The organism is Parahalioglobus pacificus (genome assembly GCF_014652275.1).
Classification (GTDB): domain Bacteria; phylum Pseudomonadota; class Gammaproteobacteria; order Pseudomonadales; family Halieaceae; genus Parahalioglobus; species Parahalioglobus pacificus.
In genome coordinates this window covers 1-22,162 of the sequence record NZ_BMYM01000004.1, presented here as the reverse complement: position 1 = coordinate 22,162, position 22,162 = coordinate 1, and the positions used below count along the sequence as shown (strand labels likewise).

At 54.6% G+C, this 22,162-nt stretch carries 20 protein-coding genes and 1 pseudogene; 20 read left to right on the top strand and 1 reads right to left on the bottom strand.

From position 1 onward, the window contains the following. Nucleotides 1-66 precede the first annotated feature (66 nt). From IE089_RS14845 to IE089_RS14750, 20 genes are all read left to right on the top strand, one after another. On the top strand, nucleotides 67-1,551 hold the full coding sequence (locus IE089_RS14845) for an NAD(P)H-hydrate dehydratase (protein ID WP_189478641.1): 1,485 nt from the start codon (nucleotides 67-69) through the stop codon (nucleotides 1,549-1,551). Continuing rightward, nucleotides 1,551-2,012, top strand: a complete 462-nt coding sequence (tsaE, locus tag IE089_RS14840) for a tRNA (adenosine(37)-N6)-threonylcarbamoyltransferase complex ATPase subunit type 1 TsaE (protein ID WP_189478640.1) — start codon at nucleotides 1,551-1,553, stop codon at nucleotides 2,010-2,012. The genes IE089_RS14845 and tsaE overlap by 1 nt, the downstream gene beginning before the upstream one ends. 49 nt (nucleotides 2,013-2,061) lie before the next feature. Then, nucleotides 2,062-3,369, top strand: coding sequence for an N-acetylmuramoyl-L-alanine amidase (locus tag IE089_RS14835; RefSeq protein ID WP_189478639.1), 1,308 nt, complete (start codon nucleotides 2,062-2,064; stop codon nucleotides 3,367-3,369). Between the two features lie 9 nt (nucleotides 3,370-3,378). Beyond that, the gene (gene mutL / locus IE089_RS14830) at nucleotides 3,379-5,217 is read left to right on the top strand and encodes a DNA mismatch repair endonuclease MutL (protein WP_189478638.1); all 1,839 of its coding nucleotides are present in this window, start codon (nucleotides 3,379-3,381) and stop codon (nucleotides 5,215-5,217) included. Next, nucleotides 5,218-6,192, top strand: coding sequence for a tRNA (adenosine(37)-N6)-dimethylallyltransferase MiaA (miaA, locus tag IE089_RS14825; protein WP_229802799.1), 975 nt, complete (start codon nucleotides 5,218-5,220; stop codon nucleotides 6,190-6,192). A gap of 104 nt (nucleotides 6,193-6,296) precedes the next feature. After that, nucleotides 6,297-6,545, top strand: a complete 249-nt coding sequence (hfq, locus tag IE089_RS14820) for an RNA chaperone Hfq (protein ID WP_189478637.1) — start codon at nucleotides 6,297-6,299, stop codon at nucleotides 6,543-6,545. A gap of 56 nt (nucleotides 6,546-6,601) precedes the next feature. After that, nucleotides 6,602-7,873 (top strand): ribosome rescue GTPase HflX, encoded by a 1,272-nt coding sequence (hflX, locus tag IE089_RS14815; protein ID WP_189478697.1) that lies wholly within the window; start codon nucleotides 6,602-6,604, stop codon nucleotides 7,871-7,873. Nucleotides 7,874-7,938: 65 nt separating this feature from the next. After that, nucleotides 7,939-9,096, top strand: coding sequence for an FtsH protease activity modulator HflK (hflK, locus tag IE089_RS14810; protein WP_189478636.1), 1,158 nt, complete (start codon nucleotides 7,939-7,941; stop codon nucleotides 9,094-9,096). 1 nt (nucleotide 9,097) lies between these two features. Continuing rightward, nucleotides 9,098-9,973, top strand: a complete 876-nt coding sequence (gene hflC, locus IE089_RS14805; RefSeq protein WP_189478635.1) for a protease modulator HflC — start codon at nucleotides 9,098-9,100, stop codon at nucleotides 9,971-9,973. A 157-nt stretch (nucleotides 9,974-10,130) separates the two neighbouring features. Further along, nucleotides 10,131-10,322, top strand: coding sequence for a DUF2065 domain-containing protein (locus IE089_RS14800; protein WP_189478634.1), 192 nt, complete (start codon nucleotides 10,131-10,133; stop codon nucleotides 10,320-10,322). A 10-nt stretch (nucleotides 10,323-10,332) separates the two neighbouring features. After that, nucleotides 10,333-11,517: an ATP phosphoribosyltransferase regulatory subunit gene (locus IE089_RS14795; protein WP_189478633.1), complete on the top strand. Its 1,185-nt coding sequence runs from the start codon at nucleotides 10,333-10,335 to the stop codon at nucleotides 11,515-11,517. 20 nt (nucleotides 11,518-11,537) lie between these two features. Next, nucleotides 11,538-12,830 (top strand): adenylosuccinate synthase, encoded by a 1,293-nt coding sequence (locus IE089_RS14790; protein WP_189478632.1) that lies wholly within the window; start codon nucleotides 11,538-11,540, stop codon nucleotides 12,828-12,830. Nucleotides 12,831-12,875: 45 nt separating this feature from the next. Further along, the gene (locus tag IE089_RS14785; protein WP_189478631.1) at nucleotides 12,876-14,201 is read left to right on the top strand and encodes a flippase; all 1,326 of its coding nucleotides are present in this window, start codon (nucleotides 12,876-12,878) and stop codon (nucleotides 14,199-14,201) included. 30 nt (nucleotides 14,202-14,231) lie between these two features. Then, nucleotides 14,232-14,864 carry a class I SAM-dependent methyltransferase gene (locus IE089_RS14780; protein ID WP_189478630.1) on the top strand — a complete coding sequence of 211 codons (633 nt, stop codon included), beginning with the start codon at nucleotides 14,232-14,234 and terminating at the stop codon, nucleotides 14,862-14,864. A gap of 9 nt (nucleotides 14,865-14,873) precedes the next feature. Then, nucleotides 14,874-15,773, top strand: a complete 900-nt coding sequence (locus IE089_RS14775) for a glycosyltransferase family 8 protein (RefSeq protein WP_189478629.1) — start codon at nucleotides 14,874-14,876, stop codon at nucleotides 15,771-15,773. Between the two features lie 206 nt (nucleotides 15,774-15,979). Next, nucleotides 15,980-16,777, top strand: a complete 798-nt coding sequence (locus tag IE089_RS14770) for a glycosyltransferase family 2 protein (RefSeq protein ID WP_189478628.1) — start codon at nucleotides 15,980-15,982, stop codon at nucleotides 16,775-16,777. Then, a complete protein-coding gene (locus IE089_RS14765; protein WP_189478627.1) occupies nucleotides 16,778-17,605 on the top strand; it encodes a class I SAM-dependent methyltransferase in 828 nt (275 codons plus the stop codon). A 39-nt stretch (nucleotides 17,606-17,644) separates the two neighbouring features. Beyond that, nucleotides 17,645-18,592: a hypothetical protein gene (locus IE089_RS14760; RefSeq protein ID WP_189478626.1), complete on the top strand. Its 948-nt coding sequence runs from the start codon at nucleotides 17,645-17,647 to the stop codon at nucleotides 18,590-18,592. Nucleotides 18,593-18,637: 45 nt separating this feature from the next. Further along, a complete protein-coding gene (locus IE089_RS14755) occupies nucleotides 18,638-19,684 on the top strand; it encodes a glycosyltransferase (RefSeq protein WP_189478625.1) in 1,047 nt (348 codons plus the stop codon). A 188-nt stretch (nucleotides 19,685-19,872) separates the two neighbouring features. Further along, nucleotides 19,873-21,618, top strand: coding sequence for a hypothetical protein (locus tag IE089_RS14750; RefSeq protein WP_189478624.1), 1,746 nt, complete (start codon nucleotides 19,873-19,875; stop codon nucleotides 21,616-21,618). A 148-nt stretch (nucleotides 21,619-21,766) separates the two neighbouring features. Here IE089_RS14750 and IE089_RS15740 read toward each other — a convergent pair. Further along, a pseudogene (locus tag IE089_RS15740) lies at nucleotides 21,767-22,162 on the bottom strand (hypothetical protein); the annotation flags it as partial.

The window sequence follows — 22,162 nt, the reverse complement described above, 5'->3', positions numbered from 1 at the left end:
TGGGTCTTGGCATTCACTGGGCGTAAGTGTGCCAGAAAGCCGGCGGCTTGAGGGTATACTGCCGTTATGAAAACTGCGTTGTTAGAACCCTTGTTCACTGCCGCTCAAACACGGGCAATGGATGCCGCTGCCATAGAGGGCTGTGGTATCCCCGGGTCGATCCTCATGGCGCGAGCGGCTCAGGCATGTTGTGAAGTGATGACTGCAGTTTGGGGTCAGCCCTCGCGGGTTCAGGTGCTGTGCGGCACAGGCAATAACGGGGGCGATGGTTACTTGATCGCACACCGCCTCCATCAGCGAGGAATACCCGTACAGGTGCTTGAGCTGGGTGATAGCCAAAAGATACAGAGCGATGCTCGCAAGGCTCGCGATCTGGCACTGGATGCAGGTGTGCCTTCTGTTCCCTACGTTGACGGCTGTTTGGAGGGCGACGGCATTCTGGTGGATGCGATGCTAGGAACAGGGCTGGGTGGTGATGTTCGCCCGGTTTACGCATCTGCCTTTGAAGCCGTTAATGCCGCCGGGCTGCCTGTATTGGCAGTGGACGTGCCCTCGGGGCTCTGCGCCGATACGGGTCGAATCCTGGGCTCTGCGGTCACCGCTGATATCACGGTGACCTTCATTGCCCTAAAGCGCGGTCTGTTCACGCTGGACGGCCCGGACTGTGTTGGCGAACTGGAGTTCGCGGATTTGGCAGTGCCTGACACTGCCCACGATTGCGTGGCGCCGGACGTCTGGCGTCTGGATCTTGATACCCTGCTGGCGGAGTTGCCTCCCCGGCCGGCCACCGCGCACAAAGGGCACTGTGGCTCGGTACTTGTCATTGGCGGCGATGAGGGCATGGGTGGAGCGTCATTGATGGCTGCCGAGGCGGCGTTGCGATGCGGTGCCGGGTTAGTGCGCTTGGCGACTCGGGAACAACACGTTGCAGCGGCCATCGCGCGTATCCCCGAAATCATGGCCCACGGTGTGGCTGGCGCGACCGACGTTCGTAAACTCATCGACGCATCTGACGTGCTTGTGGTCGGGCCTGGTCTTGGGCAAAGCGAGTGGTCAAAAGCCTGCCTGCAGGTCGCGCTGCAAGCGCAAAAGCCCTGCGTGCTGGATGCAGATGCGTTGAATGTGTTGGCGTCGGGCGATGTTCAAAGCGCTGACTTATCCGACAGCGTGTTGACACCTCACCCCGGTGAAGCGGCTCGCTTGTTGGGTTGTGCGGTCGGTGAGATTCAAACTGATCGATTTGCGGCGGCCACTGCGCTCACGAGTAAGTTGGGCGCGACGGTTGTGCTCAAGGGCAATGGCACGCTGGTTGCCAGCCAGAAGGGTATTGGCTTGTGCGACTACGGTAATCCTGGCATGGCCAGTGGCGGTATGGGCGATGTGCTTAGTGGCGTATTGGGTGCATTGATCGCCCAGGGCCTCGCGGCCGATGATGCCGCGCCTCTGGGGGTTTGCTTGCATTCTGCAGCGGCAGATATTGCCGCGCTGGACGGCGAGCGAGGCCTGTTGGCTACCGATCTGATACCGGTGATGAGGGAGCTATTGGACTGATGCGCATTGTCGCCAATGGTGAGGATGCCATGGTTACAACTGGCAGGCAGTTGGCAGGCCTGCTGCATGCGGGGCTGGTTGTGCATCTGGTGGGCGATCTGGGCATGGGTAAAACCACGTTGAGTCGAGGCATCGTGACCGGTCTTGGGCACGACGGCGCCGTGAAAAGCCCTACTTATACGCTGGTGGAGCCCTACGAACACACGCGTCCTCCCGTTTACCATTTCGACTTGTATCGCCTGGGTGATCCTGAAGAACTGGAATTTATGGGTATCCGCGATTACCTCGATGGTCAAAATTTGCTGCTCGTTGAGTGGCCTCAGCGGGGTGATGGGGTTTTGCCCCCGGCGGATTTAGTGATTACCATAAGCCGAGAAGGCGACGGGCGCAGCATCGTGTTGCAGGCCCAAACTGACGCAGGGGGCGCGGTGCGGGAGAAGGCCATGGGGATGGCCTGGTAGTTGCCACCAAAAACCATCGTTCGCGTTATCGACGCAGGGCGGGAGTGAGATGAAACAGGGTATCCGGATCTTGCCGGTTATCGCGCTGGTATTGGCAAGTGCAGCCAGTGCGGTGGAGGTGCGCGATGTGCGTCTATGGCGAGCACCTGACCATACTCGTATTGTGTTTGACCTCACAGCGCCGACCTCACACAAGCTCATCGTGCTGGAAAACCCGTCACGCATCGTTCTGGATGTCAGCGATACCGCATTAAAAACCCCGCTGAATGACCTGGAGCTTGGCAATACCCCAATTAAAAATATTCGCTCCGGTGTGCGCGACGGCGACGATCTGCGTGTCGTCCTCGACATGAGCACCACGGTTAATCCGCGCAGCTTTGCCCTCAAAGCCAATGAACAGGCGGATGATCGGTTAGTGCTGGATCTGTACGACAAAAAAAGTGAGCGCACGCAACCGAAGAAAGTGTCGAGGCCGACCACCAATGGTAAGCGCGATCTCGTGATTGCGATCGACGCCGGTCATGGCGGTGAAGATCCTGGCGCTCTTGGGCCCAAGCGGCTGCGGGAGAAAGATGTCGTTCTGGCCATTGCCAAGGAGTTGCATGCGCTGTTTGCGAAGGAACCCGGTTTCAAGCCCACACTGATTCGCAGTGGCGACTATTACATCAGCTTGAAGGGGCGACGTGATCTGGCCCGAAAACGCCAGGCCGATATGTTTGTCTCCATCCACGCGGATGCCTTTGATCGCAAGCAGGCCCACGGCGCATCTGTGTATGCCTTGTCGCTACGCGGCGCCACCAGTACGGCGGCCCGTCACCTGGCACAGCGTGAGAACGCCTCGGACTTGGTGGGCGGCACCAGCCTTTCTGACAAAGACGATGTGCTCGCCGGCGTCTTGGCTGATCTGTCCATGACCAACACTCTGGATAGCAGTTTGAAAATCGGCTCCTCGGTGTTACGGCGAATGGATGATATTGCCCACCTGCATAAGAAGCAGGTAGAGCAGGCCGGCTTTGCCGTCCTTAAATCCCCTGATGTCCCGTCTATCCTTGTGGAGACTGGCTTTATCTCCAACCCTGGGGAAGCGAAAAAGCTAGGCACACGCAGCTATCAGCGGCGTATGGCGAAACAGATTTTTTACGGTATTCGCGACTGGTGGAGCGCTAACCCAACGCCGGGTACCTTGCTGGCCTGGCGACGGCAGCAGGAGGGTGAGCAGTACGTGATTGCCCGCGGTGATACACTGTCCGGTATCGCTCAGCGCTTTAACGTGTCTGTAGACGCGCTCAAGACCCACAACGGCCTCCGCAGCAACTCCATTCAGGCCGGTAAGAGCCTCAAAATCCCGACAACTTAGCAGGTCTTCATGCCCCGCATACAGCGGCTCAGTACCAGATTGGCCAACCAGATCGCCGCCGGCGAGGTGGTTGAACGCCCCGCGTCCGTGGTCAAAGAACTGTTGGAAAACTGTCTGGATGCCGGTAGTACACGTATCGATATTGATGTGGAAAGTGGCGGCACCAAGCTGATACGCATTCGCGATAATGGCCAGGGTATTGCCGCTGAGGATTTACCCTTGGCCTTGGCGCGCCATGCAACCAGCAAAATTACGTCCCTTGAAGACCTCGAGGCCGTGAGCAGCCTGGGATTCCGCGGCGAGGCTCTGGCCAGTATCGGCTCGGTATCAAGGCTCAGCCTCATATCCAACACCGCTGATGACAGCAGCGAAGGGCAGCAGGCAGAGTCTGAGGGACGCGACATGGAAGTCCAGGTGCGCCCGGCGGCCCACCCCAGGGGCACAACGGTAGAAGTGCGCGACCTGTTCTTCAATACGCCGGCCCGCCGCAAGTTCCTGCGCACGGAAAAAACCGAGTTTTCCCACTTGGAAGAGGTGGTTAAGCGCTTGGCGCTGGCGCGTTTTGATGTGGCTTTTAGCCTGCGGCATAACGGTCGTGTGATTCACCAGCTAAGGCCTGCACTGGACGAGCCTGAGCAGAAGCGGCGGGTGGCGTCGCTCTGTGGCCCAGCCTTTATGGAACAGGCGATTTACATAGAGCGCGAACTGCCCGAGTTCAAACTGCAGGGCTGGGTAGGTCTTCCCACGTTCTCCCGCAGCCAGGCGGACCTTCAATACTTTTTTGTTAACGGGCGGGTTATCCGGGACAAGCTGATAGCGCATGCGGTGAAGCAGGCCTACCGAGATGTGCTCTATCACGGACGTCATCCGGCGTTTGTCCTGTACTTGTCGCTAGACCCGGCCAAAGTGGATGTGAACGTCCATCCCACCAAGCATGAGGTGCGTTTCCGGGACGGCCGTGATGTGCACAACTTCATTTTTAGCAGCTTGCACCGCGCCCTGGCGGATGTGCGTCCGGCTGATCAGGTGGAGTCCCCTGGAGCTGCAGCGTTACCGGAGGGCGGTGCCGTTGACCTGACCACCGGGGAAATTCGCAGCCAGGGTGGCCTGGCCTGGGGTACACAGGAGGCTGAGCCGGCCTACTCGATGCGCCCTACGGGCGTGGCCGCTGGCAGCCTGGGGCAGGCACAGATGCGCAGCTACGCCGGAGTTCATCCGTCGTCACCGGCACCCACGATGCCCGAGTCCGAATCACCTGAGTCGGCACCGCCGCTGGGTTATGCGTTGGCGCAACTGAAGGGCATCTATATTCTGGCAGAAAACATTCACGGGCTGGTGTTGGTGGATATGCATGCAGCCCATGAGCGCATTACTTACGAGCGGCTCAAGGAGGCTAGAGCTCAGGAAGGTATTCGTAGTCAACCGTTGTTAGTCCCTCAGGCCGTGGCGGTGAGCGCACGCGAGGTCGCCCTTGCCAGTGAGCATCAGTCGCTGTTCTCGGCGATTGGCCTTGCGGTCGATGTTGCCGGCGAGGAGTCTTTGCTCATCCGAGAAGTGCCCGTCGCGCTGCGCGATTCCAATGTGGAGCAGTTACTGCGGGACGTATTGGCGGACCTTGCTGAATACGGCAGCTCGGATCGCATTGATGCGCACATGGATGAGATCCTCTCAACCATGGCCTGCCATGGCTCCGTGAGAGCCAATCGCCGTCTCACGATTCCTGAGATGAACGCCTTACTGCGCGACATGGAAGCCACTGAGCGCTCCGGGCAGTGCAACCATGGGCGACCAACCTGGACTCAACTGGGTCTGGACGAGCTCGATAAGCTCTTTCTTCGGGGGCGCTAGATGGCCACGCTTCCCGTTGATGTCGTGTGCATTATGGGGCCCACGGCCTCGGGTAAAACGGCCCTCGCCGAATCCCTTTCTCGACATCTTGAGTGCGATTTGATCAGCGTGGATTCCGCACTGGTTTATACCGGTTTGGACATCGGCGCGGCTCGTCCTGACCTGCCCCACGCACTCGTAGATATTCGCGATCCTGCGCAGGTCTACTCAGCAGCGGAGTTTGCCGCCGATGCCCTGAAGCTCATTGAAGAGAGTGTTGGCCGCGGACGCTTGCCGGTGCTAGTGGGCGGCACCATGCTGTACTTCAGGGCGCTGCTGCAGGGTTTGTCGCCCATGCCGGAGGCGGATCAGGATATACGGCGTGCTCTGGAAGAGGAGGCCCAGGCCATTGGCTGGCCTGCGCTGCATCAGCAATTGGCTGCGGTTGACCCGGTGGCAGCTGCGCAGATCCACCCGAATCACTCCCAGCGAATTTCTCGCGCGCTGGAAGTGTATCGCGCCAGCGGTGTCCCTATTAGTCAATGGCAGAGCCAGCCCGCGGTCGCTCCCCTGTTGGATCGGTATCGCACACTCCAACTGGCCATTGCGCCCACAGAACGATCAGTGCTGCATGACAGGATTCGAGCCCGTTTCGAGATCATGATGCGTCAGGGTTTTTTGGAGGAGGTGGCTGCCCTGTATGCCCGCGATGATATTGGTGATTCGGCCCCGGCCCTTCGCGCGGTGGGTTACCGGCAGTTATGGGAACATCTGGCAGGGCGATGCACACTGGACGAGGCTATTGATAAGGGCATCGCCGCAACCCGGCAACTCGCTAAACGACAACTCACGTGGCTCAGGCAGTGGCCCGATCTTCAGTGGATTCACACCGATGAGCGAGGGAACGTTGTGTACACCACGTTGTCTGACAGTGAAGAGAAATTTGGCGACCCAGTGAATCCGCTCTTGAAGTATTTGGGTATCAACCCCACTTAGGTCCCTGAAACTGTCCTATACTGGATAGCAGTCGTACCGAGGGCCCGTTGTAAGAGGCCAGTTTTATTTTTTTTGGCTCGATTTGAGCCTGATAGGAGCTAATTATGTCAAAGGGGCACACGCTACAAGACCCTTACCTGAATATACTGCGTAAGGAACGGGTTCCCGTTTCCATCTATCTGGTCAATGGCATCAAACTGCAGGGGCAGATCGAGTCTTTTGATCAATTCGTCGTGCTATTGAAGAACACCGTGAGCCAGATGGTCTACAAGCATGCGATTTCCACGGTGGTCCCATCCCGTGTGGTCCGCATGCCCATGCAAAATCCGCCGGAAGATGAATCCGGTAGCTGATCTGAATACTTGTGGCGGCCCTTGGCCGCCACAATGCCTGTTCGACCGAGGTAGCCTTGTTTTTTGATCGTCCCGACTCGGGAGAGCGGGCAGTACTTGTCCATCTGAATCTCTACAGCGAGAGTGAGCGCGAAGACCCCAGGGAATTCGAGGAGCTCGTGTTGTCGGCCGGTGGCGACCCCGTGGCCTATGTCATGGGGCAGCGTGAAACACCCCACCCGCGAACCTTTGTGGGTGCCGGCAAGTTGGAAGAGATTGCGCATGAAGTGCGTACACGGGAGGCGGAAGTCGTGATGTTCAATCACGCGCTCAGTCCCAGTCAGGAGCGGAATCTAGAGCAAGAGTTGAAGTGTCGTGTGCTGGATCGCACCGGGTTGATCCTCGATATCTTCGCACAGCGCGCCCGAACCCATGAGGGTAAGTTGCAGGTGGAGCTGGCGCAGCTCCAGCACATGAGCACGCGATTGGTACGTGGCTGGACACACTTGGAGCGCCAGAAGGGTGGTATCGGGCTGAGGGGCCCGGGTGAAACCCAGCTTGAGACTGACCGTCGCTTGCTACGCGCCCGCATCAAGTCGATTACGGCGCGACTGGAGAAAGTGCGTCGCCAGCGCGATCAGGGTCGGCGTTCCCGACGCCGTGCAGAAATCCCCACAGTGTCGCTGGTGGGCTACACCAATGCCGGCAAGTCCACATTGTTTAATCGCCTTACCGAGTCAGACGTTTACGCCGCCGACCAACTGTTCGCCACGCTGGATCCGACGCTTCGCCGCCTGGAGCTTGAGCACGCAGGGCCAATAATCCTGGCAGACACCGTGGGTTTCATCTCTCATTTGCCCCACAAACTCGTTGAGGCGTTCAAGGCAACCTTGGAAGAAACCCTCAATGCCGACTTGCTACTGCACGTTATTGATGCAGCCAGCGAGGAGCGTGACGAGGCCGTGTTTCAGGTCCAGGAAGTGCTGGCCGAGATCGGCGCAGACAAGATTCCGCAATTGAAGGTGTACAACAAGATCGACTTGTTGGAGCAGGCACCGCGTATCGACAGAAGCCCCGACGGCAAACCTGAGCGCGTGTGGCTGAGTGCAGTGACTGGTGAGGGTCAGGCGCTGTTATTGGATGCGGTGGCCGAATTGGTTGGCACCGATATGGTGAGCGAAGAGCTCACGCTCTCACCATCCCAGGGTAAGCTTCGCGCTGCGTTGTATCAGCTGGGTGCCGTGGAACAGGAGAGGCACTCTGAGGATGGACTGGCGCATATCAGTGTGCGATTACCCAGGGCCGACTGGGACCGACTTATGTCCAGCGAGCATCGTGCTTCGGTTTAGGCCTAAGCAACCCCTTCATTCGTATAACCTGTTAGAATTTCGCGACTATTTACCAGGAGTTAGGTATGTCTTGGAACGAGCCGGGTGGCGGCAACAACAAGCCACGCGATCCATGGGGCGGCGGTGATCAAGGACCGCCCGATCTCGATGAAGTACTGAAGAAATTTCAGGAGCGCATGGGGGGGCTGTTTGGCGGTCGCTCGGGTGGCTCCGGGAGCACTGGCGGCGGCGTTTCTGCCGCCATGCTGGGTGTTATTGTCATTGTGGGCCTGCTGGTTTGGGGCGCGATGGGCTTCTATCAGGTTGATGAGCAGGAACGTGCCGTTGTGCTGCGTTTTGGCAAGTATCACGAGACCGTTCGCCCGGGTCTGCAGTGGAATCCACCGCTGATCGATACGGTCATCAAGGTCAACACAACCAAAGTGCGTGCCGCGAGCTTCCGCGAGATCATGCTGACCCAAGACGAGAACATCGTTGAGGTCAGCCTGTCGGTGCAATACGTGATCGACGACCCGACGCTGTTCGTGCTGGAAGTGCGCGACCCCGAGAACTCGCTGCAGCATGCCGCCCAGAGCGCACTGCGCCATGTGGTCGGTGGCAGCAGCATGGACCGTGTTCTTACAGAAGGTCGTGCCCAGATAGCGGTCGATGTTCAGCAGCGCCTGCAGGAATACATCAACATGTATCAGACAGGTATTCTCATCAGCAAAGTGAACGTGGATGAGTCCAAGCCGCCGTCACAGGTACAGGCTGCGTTTGACGATGTGATCAAGGCGCGAGAAGACGAAGAGCGGGTCAAGAACGAGGCCCAAGCCTACGCCAACGGCATCGTGCCCGAGGCGCGTGGTGCGGCTCAGCGCCAGATTGAGGAGGCCAGCGCGTATAAGGAACAGGTCATCGCTAATGCTGAGGGTGAGGCCGACCGTTTCAACAAGCTACTTGCGGAGTACCGCAAGGCGCCAGACGTCACCCGAGAGCGTTTATACCTCGAGGCCGTGCAGGGCGTGTTCAGCAACACCAGCAAGGTTATGGTGGATGTTGAGGGTGGTAACAACATGATGTACCTGCCGTTGGACAAGCTGGCAGGTGGTGCCGCGGCGGCGCGCGGTAGCGCCGGTGGACTGAGCGTCGACAGCTCCAACATTCGCGAGCTGACCGATGCGGTTACCGAGCAGATTCGTCGCGACGCTGCCGCAAGCAACTCTCGCAGAGGAGGCCGTTGATATGTCTGGACGTAATGTAACGATCATCCTGGTGGCTGTGTTGGGTCTGTTTGTACTCAGCAACTCGCTGTATGTGATCAAGGAAACCGAGCGCGGCGTACTCTTGCGTTTTGGTGAGGTTGTGGATCCCGACATCACGCCGGGCCTCCATTTCAAAGTGCCTTTTGTGAACAACGTTCGTAAGTTCGACGGCCGGGTGCTGACCGTAGACTCCCAGCCAGAGCGTTTCTTCACGCAGGAGAAGAAAGCACTCATTGTTGACTCCTACGCCAAGTTTCGCGTGGCCGACACGGCCAAGTTCTATACCGCGACAAACGGTGAAGAGAGCCGTGCCATGGGCCTGTTATCGCAGCGCATCAACGACGGCCTTCGCAACCAGGTTGCGGTGCGGACTATTCAGGAGGTTGTGTCCGGTGAGCGTGACCAGCTGATGGAGGCCATTACGGCCCAGCTGGACGTTGTTGCGAGAGACGAGCTGGGCGTGGAGGTTGTAGACGTTCGCGTAAAGCAAATCGACCTGCCGCCCGATGTGTCGGAGTCGGTGTATCGTCGTATGAACGCAGAGCGTGAGAAGGAAGCGCGAGAGCACCGCGCCCAGGGCCGCGAGCTGGCTGAGGGTATTCAGGCGGCAGCAGACCGCGAGGTGACTGTCATCTCCGCCAACGCCTACCGAGACGCTGAACAGATACGTGGTGATGGGGATGCAGAGGCGACACGCATTTACGCTGACTCGTTCAATCAGGATCCCGAGTTCTACTCCTTTACGCGCAGCTTGCGCGCCTATCAGGATGCCTTCCAGGGGTCCGGGGATGTATTGCTGATTCAGCCTGACTCTGAGTTCTTCCGCTATCTGAAGGATCCGAAAGGCGGCAGCTAGCCACAAGCGGGGCGCTATGGCGCCCCGATTTGCATCCAAATAATTCCCATGCAGGGCATGCGCCCTGTGGTAGAATCCGTCAACCGTGGGCTTTGCTCCTTCCGGCAGGAGGGCGTGGACCCGCGGTTTTTTGTGGCGCTTCCTTGAGAGGGCAATTATGACGTTTTGGGATGTCCTCCCCGTGGCCGTCGCACTGGTTTTCGTGATCGAAGGCGTGCTGCCGTTTCTCAGCCCCCGCCGGTGGCGTCAGGCCATTGCTACCATCGCGCAAATGGAAGACAGGCACATTCGAAATTTTGGGTTGGGCAGTATGCTGTTCGGCTTGTTTCTACTCTATCTGGTGAATTAGGACGCCGGTTATGACGAGCACTGATCGCTGGCAGTTGCCGGATGGCATCGAGGAAGTTCTGCCCGGACAGGCTGCCCGTGTGGAACAACTGCGTCGGGATTTGCTGGACCTCTTCTGTAGTTGGGGTTACGAGCTGGTGATTCCTCCGCTTGTGGAATTCACCGAGTCGCTGCTCGTTGGCTTGGGCGCGGATCTCGACCTTCTCACTTTTAAGATGACAGACCAGCTTAGTGGGCGCTCCTTGGGCGTGCGCGCTGACATCACACCGCAGGTGGCTCGCATAGATGCCCACAGCCTGGGCAGCGATGCAGTGACACGCCTGTGCTACGCCGGATCTACACTCCACACGCGGCCCAAGACGCCCATGGCCTCGCGTTCGCCCATTCAGCTGGGTGCTGAACTCTACGGTGATGGCAGTCTCGCCGCTGATGCTGAAGTGATCGGGCTGATGCTGGCGACGCTGGGAGCCGCGGGGGTGTGTAAGGCGGACAAGACTCTCACTTTGGATCTTGGTCATGTTGGCGTTTATGAAGCCGTGCTAAAGGCTGCGGAATTAGATGACGCCACCGAGGAACAGGTGTTTGACGCCCTGCAGCGCAAGTCCAAGCCTGATCTGGAAGAGATCCTGGAGCGCGTCTCTCCTGACAGTGCAGAAATGATTCTTGCCCTGTTAGAACTGCATGGGGATGACACTGTTTTGGCGCGAGCGCGAGAGGCGTTCGCCGATGTGGCCCCTGCTGCGGTGACTGCCATTGGTGCCCTCGAGCAGATTGCAGCCATCATCAGAAACCAACATAACGACATCGGCATCTATTTTGACCTCGCCGAGCTCAGGGGCTATCACTATCACACAGGGATCGTCTTTGCGGCCTATGTCGACGGACATGGTCAGGCTCTGGCCAATGGCGGGCGCTATGACAATGTCGGCGAAGTGTTTGGCCGCGCCCGACCCGCAACCGGTTTTGCCACAGACCTTAAGGCGGTCGTTCGGCTGTTGACGCAAGACGAGCAAGCGCAGCCGGGGGCAATCAGCGCTCCGGCAGTAGACGATGCAGAATTGATTCGTGCCGTAGCTGCGCTGCGGGCGCAGGGCGAGGTAGTGATCAATATGCTGGGCAGCGAGGCTGATCCGCGATGCGATCGGCGGCTGGTGGCAGAAAATACACAATGGGTTGTGAAGCCCATTAATGATTAATCGAGTGCGAGCAACACCACATGAGTAAAAACGTCGTCGTCCTGGGCACCCAATGGGGTGATGAGGGCAAAGGTAAGATTGTTGATTTGCTGACTGAGCAGGTTAGCGCAGTTGTGCGCTTTCAAGGCGGCCATAATGCTGGTCATACCTTGGTGATCGACGGCGAGAAAACCGTTCTGCATCTCATACCCTCGGGTATTTTGCGCGATGGAGTGCAGTGCCTGATTGGTAACGGTGTTGTTTTGGCGCCCGATGCACTGCTCAAGGAGATTGAGGGGCTGGAAGAAACCGGTGTGCCGGTGCGAGAGCGTCTGAAACTGTCTCCCGCTTGCCCATTAATCTTGCCGTATCACGTGGCCCTGGATCAGGCTCGCGAGGCCAAGCGTGGCAATGCAAAGATCGGCACTACCGGGCGAGGCATTGGCCCGGCCTACGAAGACAAGGTTGCGAGGCGTGGCTTGCGTCTGGGCGATTTGCAGAACGAGGCACGATTTGCACGTAAGCTCACCGAGGTCATGGAGTACCATAACTTTCAGCTCAAGCATTACTACCAGTTAGAACCGCTGGATGTCGATCAGGTGCTGGCCAGCACGCTGAAGATGGGCGAGCAGCTGCTGCCGATGATGGCAGATGTCACCGCCATGCTGCATGAGTATCGCCAGACCAACGCAAAGATACTGTTTGAGGGTGCTCAGGGCTCGCTGCTGGATATTGATCACGGTACTTACCCCTTCGTGACCAGCTCCAATACGACCGCGGGCGGTACTGCAACAGGTTCAGGTTTTGGCCCGCTGTTTTTGGACTACGTGTTGGGTATTACCAAGGCATATACAACTCGCGTGGGCTCAGGGCCATTCCCGACAGAGCTGTTTGATGAGACCGGCGCCCACCTCGCCGAGAAAGGCCACGAATTTGGCGCAACCACCGGTAGGCCGCGCCGCTGCGGATGGTTCGATGCGGTCGCCCTGCGTAACGCGGTGAACATCAACTCGGTGAGCGGCTTGTGCCTCACCAAACTGGATGTGCTGGACGGCTTGGAGACTATTCAGATTTGTGTGGGCTACGCCGATCAGGACGGCAACCCGGTGCCCAACCCCGTTGACTCCGACGATTACGAAGGCTTGGTGCCGGTGTATGAAATGGTGCCGGGCTGGCAGGATTCGACACTGGGCGCTAAGTCGCTGGAGGCGTTACCGCAAGCAGCGCGCGACTACATTCTCAAGATCGAAGAAGTGGTGGGAGCGCCCATCGATATCATTTCTACCGGCCCCGATCGGGTTGAGACTATTGTGCTTAGACAGCCGTTTGCTTAGGCACCTATCTTTTCCGCTTCCTTCCTCGTATGACTGTTTAGCCCTATGAACCGAGTCCTGCGTAATAGCGCTTGGTTGTTAGTAGAAAGGGCTATCAAAGTTCTGCTTGGTATCGTGGTGGGGTTGTTAGTGGCCAGGCATCTTGGTCCTGAAGAGTATGGCCGATATTCCTATGTGTATGCTGTGACGGCATTCTACGCCGTTCTCTGCTCTCTCGGTTTAGACGGGATTATTGTTCGCGAGCTATCTCTGCGAACACGAGCGGTTGGTGCTGTTTTGGGCTCTGCGCTAGCATTGCAAGCGCTGGGTGCGGCGATAATCCTGTTGGCCATTTTGGTTTTAGCTTCGATCGGAATATTAGCTGATAACGTTCTTTCTGTGCCATGGCTGTGGGCAGCGTTTGTGATTCCGTTTCTACCGGCTGCAGTGATGCGCTGTTACAACGAAGCAAACACCAATTCAAGGCTATCGGTTATAGCTGCGAGCATATCCGCTATATTCGTTGGAATCCTGAAACTCTTGGCAGTTCTAAGCGGGGCAACTCTCTCGATCTTCGTTTATCTGATTATCTTGGAGTTTGCCGTAACGTCTGCTCTGCTCGTCTCTTTTTATTTGAAGCGCTCACTCGGCGGCAAGATCAACTTGACTGTAGATTCAACTGTCATTAAATCTTTGTTGAAAGACGGCTGGCCAGCTTTTATTGCCGGCATTTGTGTCTTCATGTCCATGAAAGTGGATCTTTTGATGATTCCTTTTCTAAGTAATGAAAGGGAATTGGGGGTCTATGCTGCTGCCGCCACATTAAGTGAGCTATGGGTCTTTCTGCCCACAATTATTGTTGGCTCTGCGTTCCCTACGATTTCAAGACTAAGTGCGGCTAGTAGCATGCAAGGCAGGAAGGGGTGGATCGCCCTCTATTCAGTAGTAATTTGGCTTGCCATTGTTTGCACCACTCTTCTTTTCCTCTTTGCGGAGCAGGTTGTACTAACCCTATTCGGAGATGATTATGCAAGCGCCGTGATTTGCTTGCAGATACACGCCTTCTCAGGGATTTCGATCGCAATAGGATTGGTGTGGAGCAGGTGGTTGTTACTGGAAAACCGTCTTCAGGTTGTTCTCATCGCTCAAGTGTTTAGCGCCTTCTTGAACGTGCTTCTGAACTACCTATGGATCCCCGACTCAGGGGCGGCGGGCGCCGCCTGGGCAACACTCGTTTCGTATAGCCTGTCTACAGCCATAGCTATTTTGCTATACCGTCGTGGTACCACACTCGAATACTTATATGAGAGTTTGAAAGTTTATGAGTTAGGCGCGCATCTTCATTTCATATTCCGTAGTCGGGCACCGCTCTCAAATGCTTCGAAACAATAAAAGTGCTACTAAATGTATAGACACCGATCATTGAGTGACGAGAGGAAGCTAAGCAATCCTCTTTTTCTTCAGTTCTATTATCTAACCTCGGACATTGAAGCATTCTTAAACTGCGTTGCTGCCGGCTCAACACTACTTGATATTGGCTGTGGTTCTAAGCCATATGCTGGTTTAGTCGATAGTTCAGTAAGGTATATAGGCATTGATGCGGACTTAGAGAACATACACCTGGATATTTGTGCGTCTGCATACAGCATTCCTCTGGCTGAACTGTCAGTCGACGTTGTGGTCAGCTTTCAGGTGTTCGAGCATCTCGAAGAACCCTATCTTGCACTCTCGGAGGCGTATCGGGTTCTCAGAGGCGGCGGATCAATCTGTATTACGGTACCAATGTCTGAGCAGCTACATGAAGAGCCGCGAGACTTTTTTCGGTATACCGAGTATGGGCTGGAGTATTTACTGCGAAAGGCTGGCTTTGATGATATTCAAGTTACTAGGCAAGGAACCAACGCCGCTAACATTGGGAGACGCCTGGCTACTGAGCTGTCTGGCTCGATAGTAACAAGGTGGGTTGTTCCGCTGATTAACTGGTTTTTTATGAAGGTCGAACGAAGGCAGGGAAGTGATGTAATGAACTATTTGGCAGTAGCGCGGAAGACTTAGGTTGCATCAATGTATATCGTCTTAGCCGGAAACCATTCGTATGCTGCTCATATTGCCACCGCGATAGCATCTATTCTGCAGACTGCAAAAACTAAATCGAGATTATGTTTTTACATCTTAAATACCGACATTGAAAATTCGCTATTCGCATTCTTGAATCATGCTTCGGCTGGTTTGTCTGTAGAGATCACAGATGTAAAGGTAGCCGATTCTGTTTTGTCTGATTTGGTAGTGTCGCACCATTTTAAGCGGGAAAACTATTTCAGACTTTTGATCCCAGAGCTCATAGATGTAGAGAGAGTCTTGTACCTTGATTCAGATATTATCGTGCGAGGTCCTTTGGATGACTTATTCAATATCGACTTGGAGGGAGCGCTGGTGGGTGCTTGTATCGATTATGGGTCGGACAGGCCTCGTCAGCTCGGATTTCCCGCACATGCGAGCTACCTCAACTCTGGTGTTATGGTTATGGATCTTATTGGGATGCGTGAATCCAATTTCTCGCGCACAGTCATCGATCAGATTCGGGAGACCCCGGAGAAGATAGAATTCGTCGACCAATGCGGTTTAAACCTAGTTTTGAAGGGGGAGTTCAAACACATCGCGCCCAAGTATAACTTTCAATCGATTTTCTTTGACGCAACCTTCCGACGATCATTAACTTGTGGTGATAGAAAAGCTCTGGAGACGGCGATGGTTGATCCAACCGTCATCCATTTCTCGGGTAGCGTGAAACCCTGGCACACTTCCAGCCGGCATCCGTTCAGACATGATTACTGGGAAATTAGAAATACCACTGACTATCGCGCAGTTCTGCCCGATGACTTCGGTTTAAAAGCGCTTCTTGGCAGGTATGCCCCGGAGAGTTTCAAAAGAATACTACGAAAGTTGAGCGGCCTTTTCAGATGAGTAGTGGCTCGAGTTATCAGAGTCACCAGAACCTCCCCCTCCATCAAAGCAAGTGAATTAACACGGAGATTGGCTCAAGAATGTTAGTCCCGCCAATTTTGATAATTGCTTTCAATAGGCCCACTTGCCTCGAAAGGCTTATTGCTGCGCTGCGGGATGTGAAGCCCTCCAGAATTTACTTTGCGTGTGATGGACCTCGAGTAGGCGTGGATGGTGAGGAAGCGCTCGTCGAAACCGTGCGAAGCAAGATCGAGACAGTGGATTGGCCGTGCCGAGTCGAGAAGCGGATAAGTGAGGTAAATCTAGGTTGTAAAGCCGGCGTTGCTTCAGCTATCGATTGGTTCTTTGATAATGAAGAAGAAGGAATAATACTTGAAGACGACTGTATACCTGGTCGGGACTTCTTTCACTTTTGTGAGCAGATGCTGTCGAGATATCGTAATGTAGAGCAAGTGTTTGCTATTACAGGAAATAATTTCCAGAACGACTGGCTTCCCGACGCTAGCACCTACTACTATTCGAAGTACATGCATGTATGGGGTTGGGCGACTTGGCGCCGGGCCTGGCGTTCATACGATGGAAATCTGACTTTCCTGCCCGAGCTTCTGTCCTCTGCAGAATGGGCTTCACTCCACCCAAATCAAAGGGAAAGGACATACTGGGAGAAAATTCTGCACCGTGTTCGCGGGAATAAGATTGATACATGGGACTACTCTTGGGCGGCCTCCATCTGGTGGAACAAGGGCTTGGTCGTGACTCCGCAAGTAAATTTAGTGAGTAACATTGGTTTCGGAGCTGATGCTACCCATACGGTTTCTAAAGACAGTGCGTTCGCGAATATGTCAGTTGGAAGTATGGGAGAGTGCAAGGCTCCCCGGCTACAGCAGGCCTCTCAAGTCGCAGACGAGTATGTTTTTGCAACGATGTTCAATTCAAAGCGTCCTCTAAGCATTCGACTTTTCAGGTGGTTAGAAAGCCTTAGAAAAAAGGCGCGGAAACACTAGATGGCCACAACGTCCGATAATACTGTTGAGAAAGTGTCGTGTAAATGTCGGCTGTGCGGAGCCCAGTCTCAATACGTCTTCAAAGGACCGCTGCTTGATCTTGAGATCGCGTATTACAAGTGCCAAACATGCGATTATCTGCAAACCGAGACTCCCACATGGTTGGGCATAGCCTACGAACACCCCATCAATTCCTCCGATACAGGCATTATGGAGCGAAATCTTAGAAACACTGATGTCACGATCGCAGTGTTGAGCGTCTTCGCCGGTGGAGAAAAGCAAGCTGTCGATTTTGCAGGTGGATGGGGTGTGCTAGTCCGTCTCCTGCGAGATCGCGGTGTCGATGCACGATGGATGGACAAGTATTCAGACAACTTGTTCGCGAGAGGGTTTGAGTACGACAGCAAACAGTCCCGAGAGCACCTTGCCCTAACCGCTTTTGAAGTATTCGAGCATCTGGAGAACCCACTGGAAGAGATAAGGCAAATGGTCAAGATCTCATCCTTCGTTCTGTTCTCAACACAGTTACGAGCTGAAAATAGTATTCCCCCACAAAGTTGGTGGTACTTGGGAGCAGAGCATGGTCAGCACATCGGCTTTTTCTCATTGCGAACATTAGAATGGTTAGCTCGGGAACTGGGTATGCATGTAGTTTCTGATGGACGGAGTTATCACGCATTGACAGAGCGGCCAATTAACCGAATTTTCTGGAAGCCGGTACTTTGGCTCAGTAAACCCATCGCATGGTTAGTAACGCTGCGGCATGAGTCGCTGATACTCGAAGATCATCAGCGGCACTCGCAAGTAAGCCACAGCAGGAAAGAGTAGATATTGATGATATCCCCGAGCTGACGAGGCATAGAACATTTGAAGCTTGAAGAAATGCACAGCCCCAATAATGACGAACCTGCAGTGTTGATCGTCGGATGTGTTCGAAACGTAATGCGCACATTGCTCGAAGACCTCGACGCTTTGCGAAGTGCATTTCTTGGAGTGAGTGTTTGTGTTTTCCTTGTTGAATCGGATAGTACAGACGATACGGTTGTTCTATTAAGTGAGTTGGCTGAGATAGATGAAAACTTTCGCTTCGTATCGCTTGGAAATCTCGCGGATAGCCTTCCTTCAAGAACAGGTCGGCTAGCTAAGTGTCGTAATCGTTACTTACAGGAATTAGATGACTATTCCGGGTACGACCACGTTAAGCACCTATGCGTAGCCGACTTTGATGGGGTAGTGCAACACCTTGATTCTGGTGACATGAGGCGGCTACTGAGTGGCGTAGGTTGGGACGCCTTGTTCGCAAATCATCATGAATACTACTACGATATTTTTGCGCTAAGGCACAAAGAATGGTGCCCGAATGACTATCGAGTAGATGTGGCGCGCCTGGAATCGCAAGGGTTCAGCCATCTCTCCGCCCTAGACAGGGCCTTGCATCGAAGAATGAAATCGATACCAGCGGATTCTGAATGGATTAGCGTTGATAGTGCTTTTGGTGGGTTGGCCCTTTATCGCAGGGAAGCCATTCGTAACTCAAGATATGCCGGTTCTTACGCAGGGGTCGATATCTGCGAACATGTGCCTTTCAATGAATCCATTAAATCGACTGGCGGTAAATTGTTCATATGCCCTAGACTGATAATTGGAGGGAATACAGAACACACGCGCTATCTTGGTTTCGTTGGTAGGGTACGATTCTTCGTCGTTAGGGCTTTGGAAGTATTGTTCTATGCACTTCGTCCTTCACTCGCCGAGCGCAGGCGGGTGCGAAGAGCTCAAGATCTGGTGGGCTCTCCAAGTAATAGAGCTGATTGATTACTAAGCAGACGGATGTCCGCTGGGGAACGGAGCGACGCATATATGGTCAGCATATGCCTGAATATGGTGGTTGGTAACGAGGAGCGAGTTATCCGCCGCTGCCTTGAGTCTGTCGTCAACCATATCGACACCTGGGTAGTGAACTGTAACGGTAGCGATCGATCATCAGAAATCGTTCAGGAGGTGCTTGGGCATCTTCCTGGACAATTGCTCCGAGATCCTTGGCAGAATTTCGCTCAAAATCGGTCGCTTGTGATCAACGCTGCTAAGGGTAGTGCTGACTATCATTTCTGCATTGATGCTGACGAAGTTCTCGATATTAGCGGCAGATTGTCTGACCACATCACCGCCCACGCTGATGTGATCAGTTACTGGGTCTACTTCAGTGAGAACTGGGCATTTGCTAGACCGGGCATTCTATCTGACAAACTGGGCTGGCGATTTGAATCTGTTGTGCACAATTATCCCGCGGCGGACGGAATACAAACTCGGTTGACGTTGGATGGCGTAAAAGCATGGCACTACAAAGATGGTTTTCGATGGGACAATGTTAAGGAAAAGTACGCCAAGAACGCTGCGATTCTTGAGAGAGAGTTAGCTGGTGATCCCGGACGCCTGCGTAATAGGTATCAGTTCTACTTGGGCGAGAGCTATCGGGACTGTGGTGAAAAGGATAAGGCGATAGAAGCCTATCGTGGGCGCATTGCGCTTGGGGGTTGGGAGGAAGAGGTTTACTGGTCGTACTACCAGATCGCGAAGCTGACAGGCGCTACCGACGACTACCTCGCCGCCTTTGAATTCAGGCCTTTGAGGGCGGAAGCATTGTTCGATCTGGCCGAGCGATACCGTAACAAAGGGCAGCACAACACCGCTTATATGCTGTATCGCCGTATAGTCACCGATCCGAACGGTGATCTTTTGTTTGTTGATAGGACGATCTACGATTGGCGGCTATGGGATGCGCTAGCGGTGGCGGGGTATTACGCGGGTGAACGGCATGAGCTTCTGAGGGAATTCTGTATGCGCGCACTGGAGAATGCGCCTAGCGGCCATCAAGACCGCATCAGGGAAAACCTCAAGTATTACTGATGGTCTCTTTTTGAACGCGCCTAACATATAAGCCCCATATAGTTACTGTTACCATCTAATGGCGAGGGATTCTTGGTGACTGAATACGCTATAAAATTTAAGTTCAAGGGGGAAGATTGAGGTTTCCTCCGCTTCACTTTGCCGCCCCACCCGTATTTCTGCTTGTCTCGTCACTATCGCTACTGTGGGTGATGACTCGTTATAGCGCTCATGGCTTTGACTTCACCGACGAAGGTTTTTACCTCAACTGGATATCGACCCCGTTCGCCTGGGACTGGCTCGTCAGTTACTTTGGTTTCGTATGGCATCCGCTATACACAGTTTTTGCGGGCGACGTTCATCTCCTGAGAGTTGCGAATATCGGCGTCACCTTCGGACTGGCTTATTGGCTGGCTCTCTCGCTTATCGCACTTGATCCACCTACGTCCGCCACATCGCGTTTAAGGCGTCATGTTATCGCATCAGCCTCGGCGACCGTTGCGTTCGCGTTATTTGATGGTTGGCTCATCACGCCTAACTACAACACTCTTGCTGTTCAAGGGCTGACCCTAGCTGCTGTGGCCTTGATCTTGATTGAAAAATTTGAGGGCTTATCAAGAAGATGCAGTAACGCATACATGCTTTTGGGATTCGCCGGTGCACTCGTATTTTTGGCGAAGCCAAGTTCGGCAGCTGCGCTTGCACCCACTGCGTTGACTTATCTCTGGTTGTCAGGGAAATGGAACTCGCGAGGAGTGCTTCTTTCGATCGCGGTTGCATCCGGAATACTAGCCATCGCTCCCTATCTGTTTGGTGTTTCAATAATTGAATTCTATGCGAAGATCTCAGAGGGCATGCGTCTTGCAACACTTCTAGAGGGTGGGCATGGTCTGATATCGGCGCTGCGTATAGATCACATCGCTCTAACGAGTTCGCAGTTCTTGATAGCAGCAGCAGTGATTACCATCTGCTCGCTGGCGGTGTTCTTGCAACTTGCGGGCTCGAAGTTGTTTTCAGGTCTATCTCTCATCATCTGCTGCGTTATGAGTAGCATCTGCCTACTTTTTGCCGGGGGTTGGCTCGATGCCTCATCATTTCAAGGCTTCCATCGCAGGGCGTTAATGTTGGCGATTCCCGCCACTAGCGTAGTTATTCTCCTTCTTGGCCGTTTGGTGAGGAACATCAACACCTCTGCGGTAGTCAGCTGGAGCGATCTGGCACTGTTATCCTTCCTCCCTTGGGTGGCGGCTTTTGGTAGCAATAATAACTACTGGTGGTCGGCTGGAGCAGCCTCACTTTTCTGGGTGTTCGCTGCAATTGTGCTTTTTCAGCCTCTTGTGAACCGAGACGGAGGCTGGAACCTCGTCACCCCGGTGATTTTAGGGGCTCAAATTATTACGGCGGGCTTGTTAAACCAAACACTGAGTTTGCCGTATCGACAGCCGTCAATTTCCGCCGGCTTAGCGGAGGAAGTGGTTTTGGCGGGAAAAGGCGGTCCTCTGTTCTTGTCACCCGTTAGCGCCGATTATTTACAAGAAGCGCACGATAAAGCGATACGTTCTGGTTTTCTATCAGGTACCCCTTTGATCGATTTAAGTGGTCGATCACCTGGTTTGCTATATCACTTGGGCGCGGCTTCGGTTGCCCAACCTTGGTTTATCGGAGGCTATAAAGGATCCCATCGACTAGCAGTGGCAACCCTTGCACTTGAGTCCTGTGACAGAGTTGCTCGGTCCTGGGTGCTGTTGGAGCCTGAGGGGCCACGCAGAATAGACTTCAGCGTGCTCACTAGCGTGGGTGTCGAGTTTTCAGACTACTCAGTGGTAGCTGCATGGCAGACGCAGCCGTATGTTGGGGGGTACTACCGAAGGTATACGCAGGTGTTGCTAAAGCCTCACAATCACGTCGGTGTTGAGAACAGTTGTAAGCTCACGCGTGCTGAAGCAGGAAATTAAGGACACCAGAATCACGCATACACAGAGGGGTTAATCTGCGCTCATGTCCACCTATACGAAAACTCCTCAAGGGCTTGGCCATAACTACTCTGATGTGAGTCCGGATGGCTTCCAATATTTTGTGACGGTAAACCACGCTTCGCATCACTCATGGCCGCGCGCAAACTGCCGACGCTCGCAATTGCCAATTGACTCCCGGCCCACCAAATCCTGTACCGAACACTTGCGATGTAGACGTTGCTTCCACTGTCCAATTGGGCGGGTTAGCTGTGAAGTCTGGATAGCTACCGGTAATGGCCGCCCTTACGTTCACATTGCCCGCTGTGCCGGTATTGTCTGTCACTTGATAGGACACATTTATAAGAGTGTCGGCCGCATCGTCACATATCACTTGCACCTGTGCGAAGCTGCGGTTGCCGTCATCATCTGCCGAGACGATCGTCTCGCCAGCTAAGTAAACTTGGCTGAAGCCGCCAGTCGCACCGGTGACGCCTGCCGCACCTGTAGGACCGGCAACGCCTGTTGCACCCTGTGGTCCGGTTGC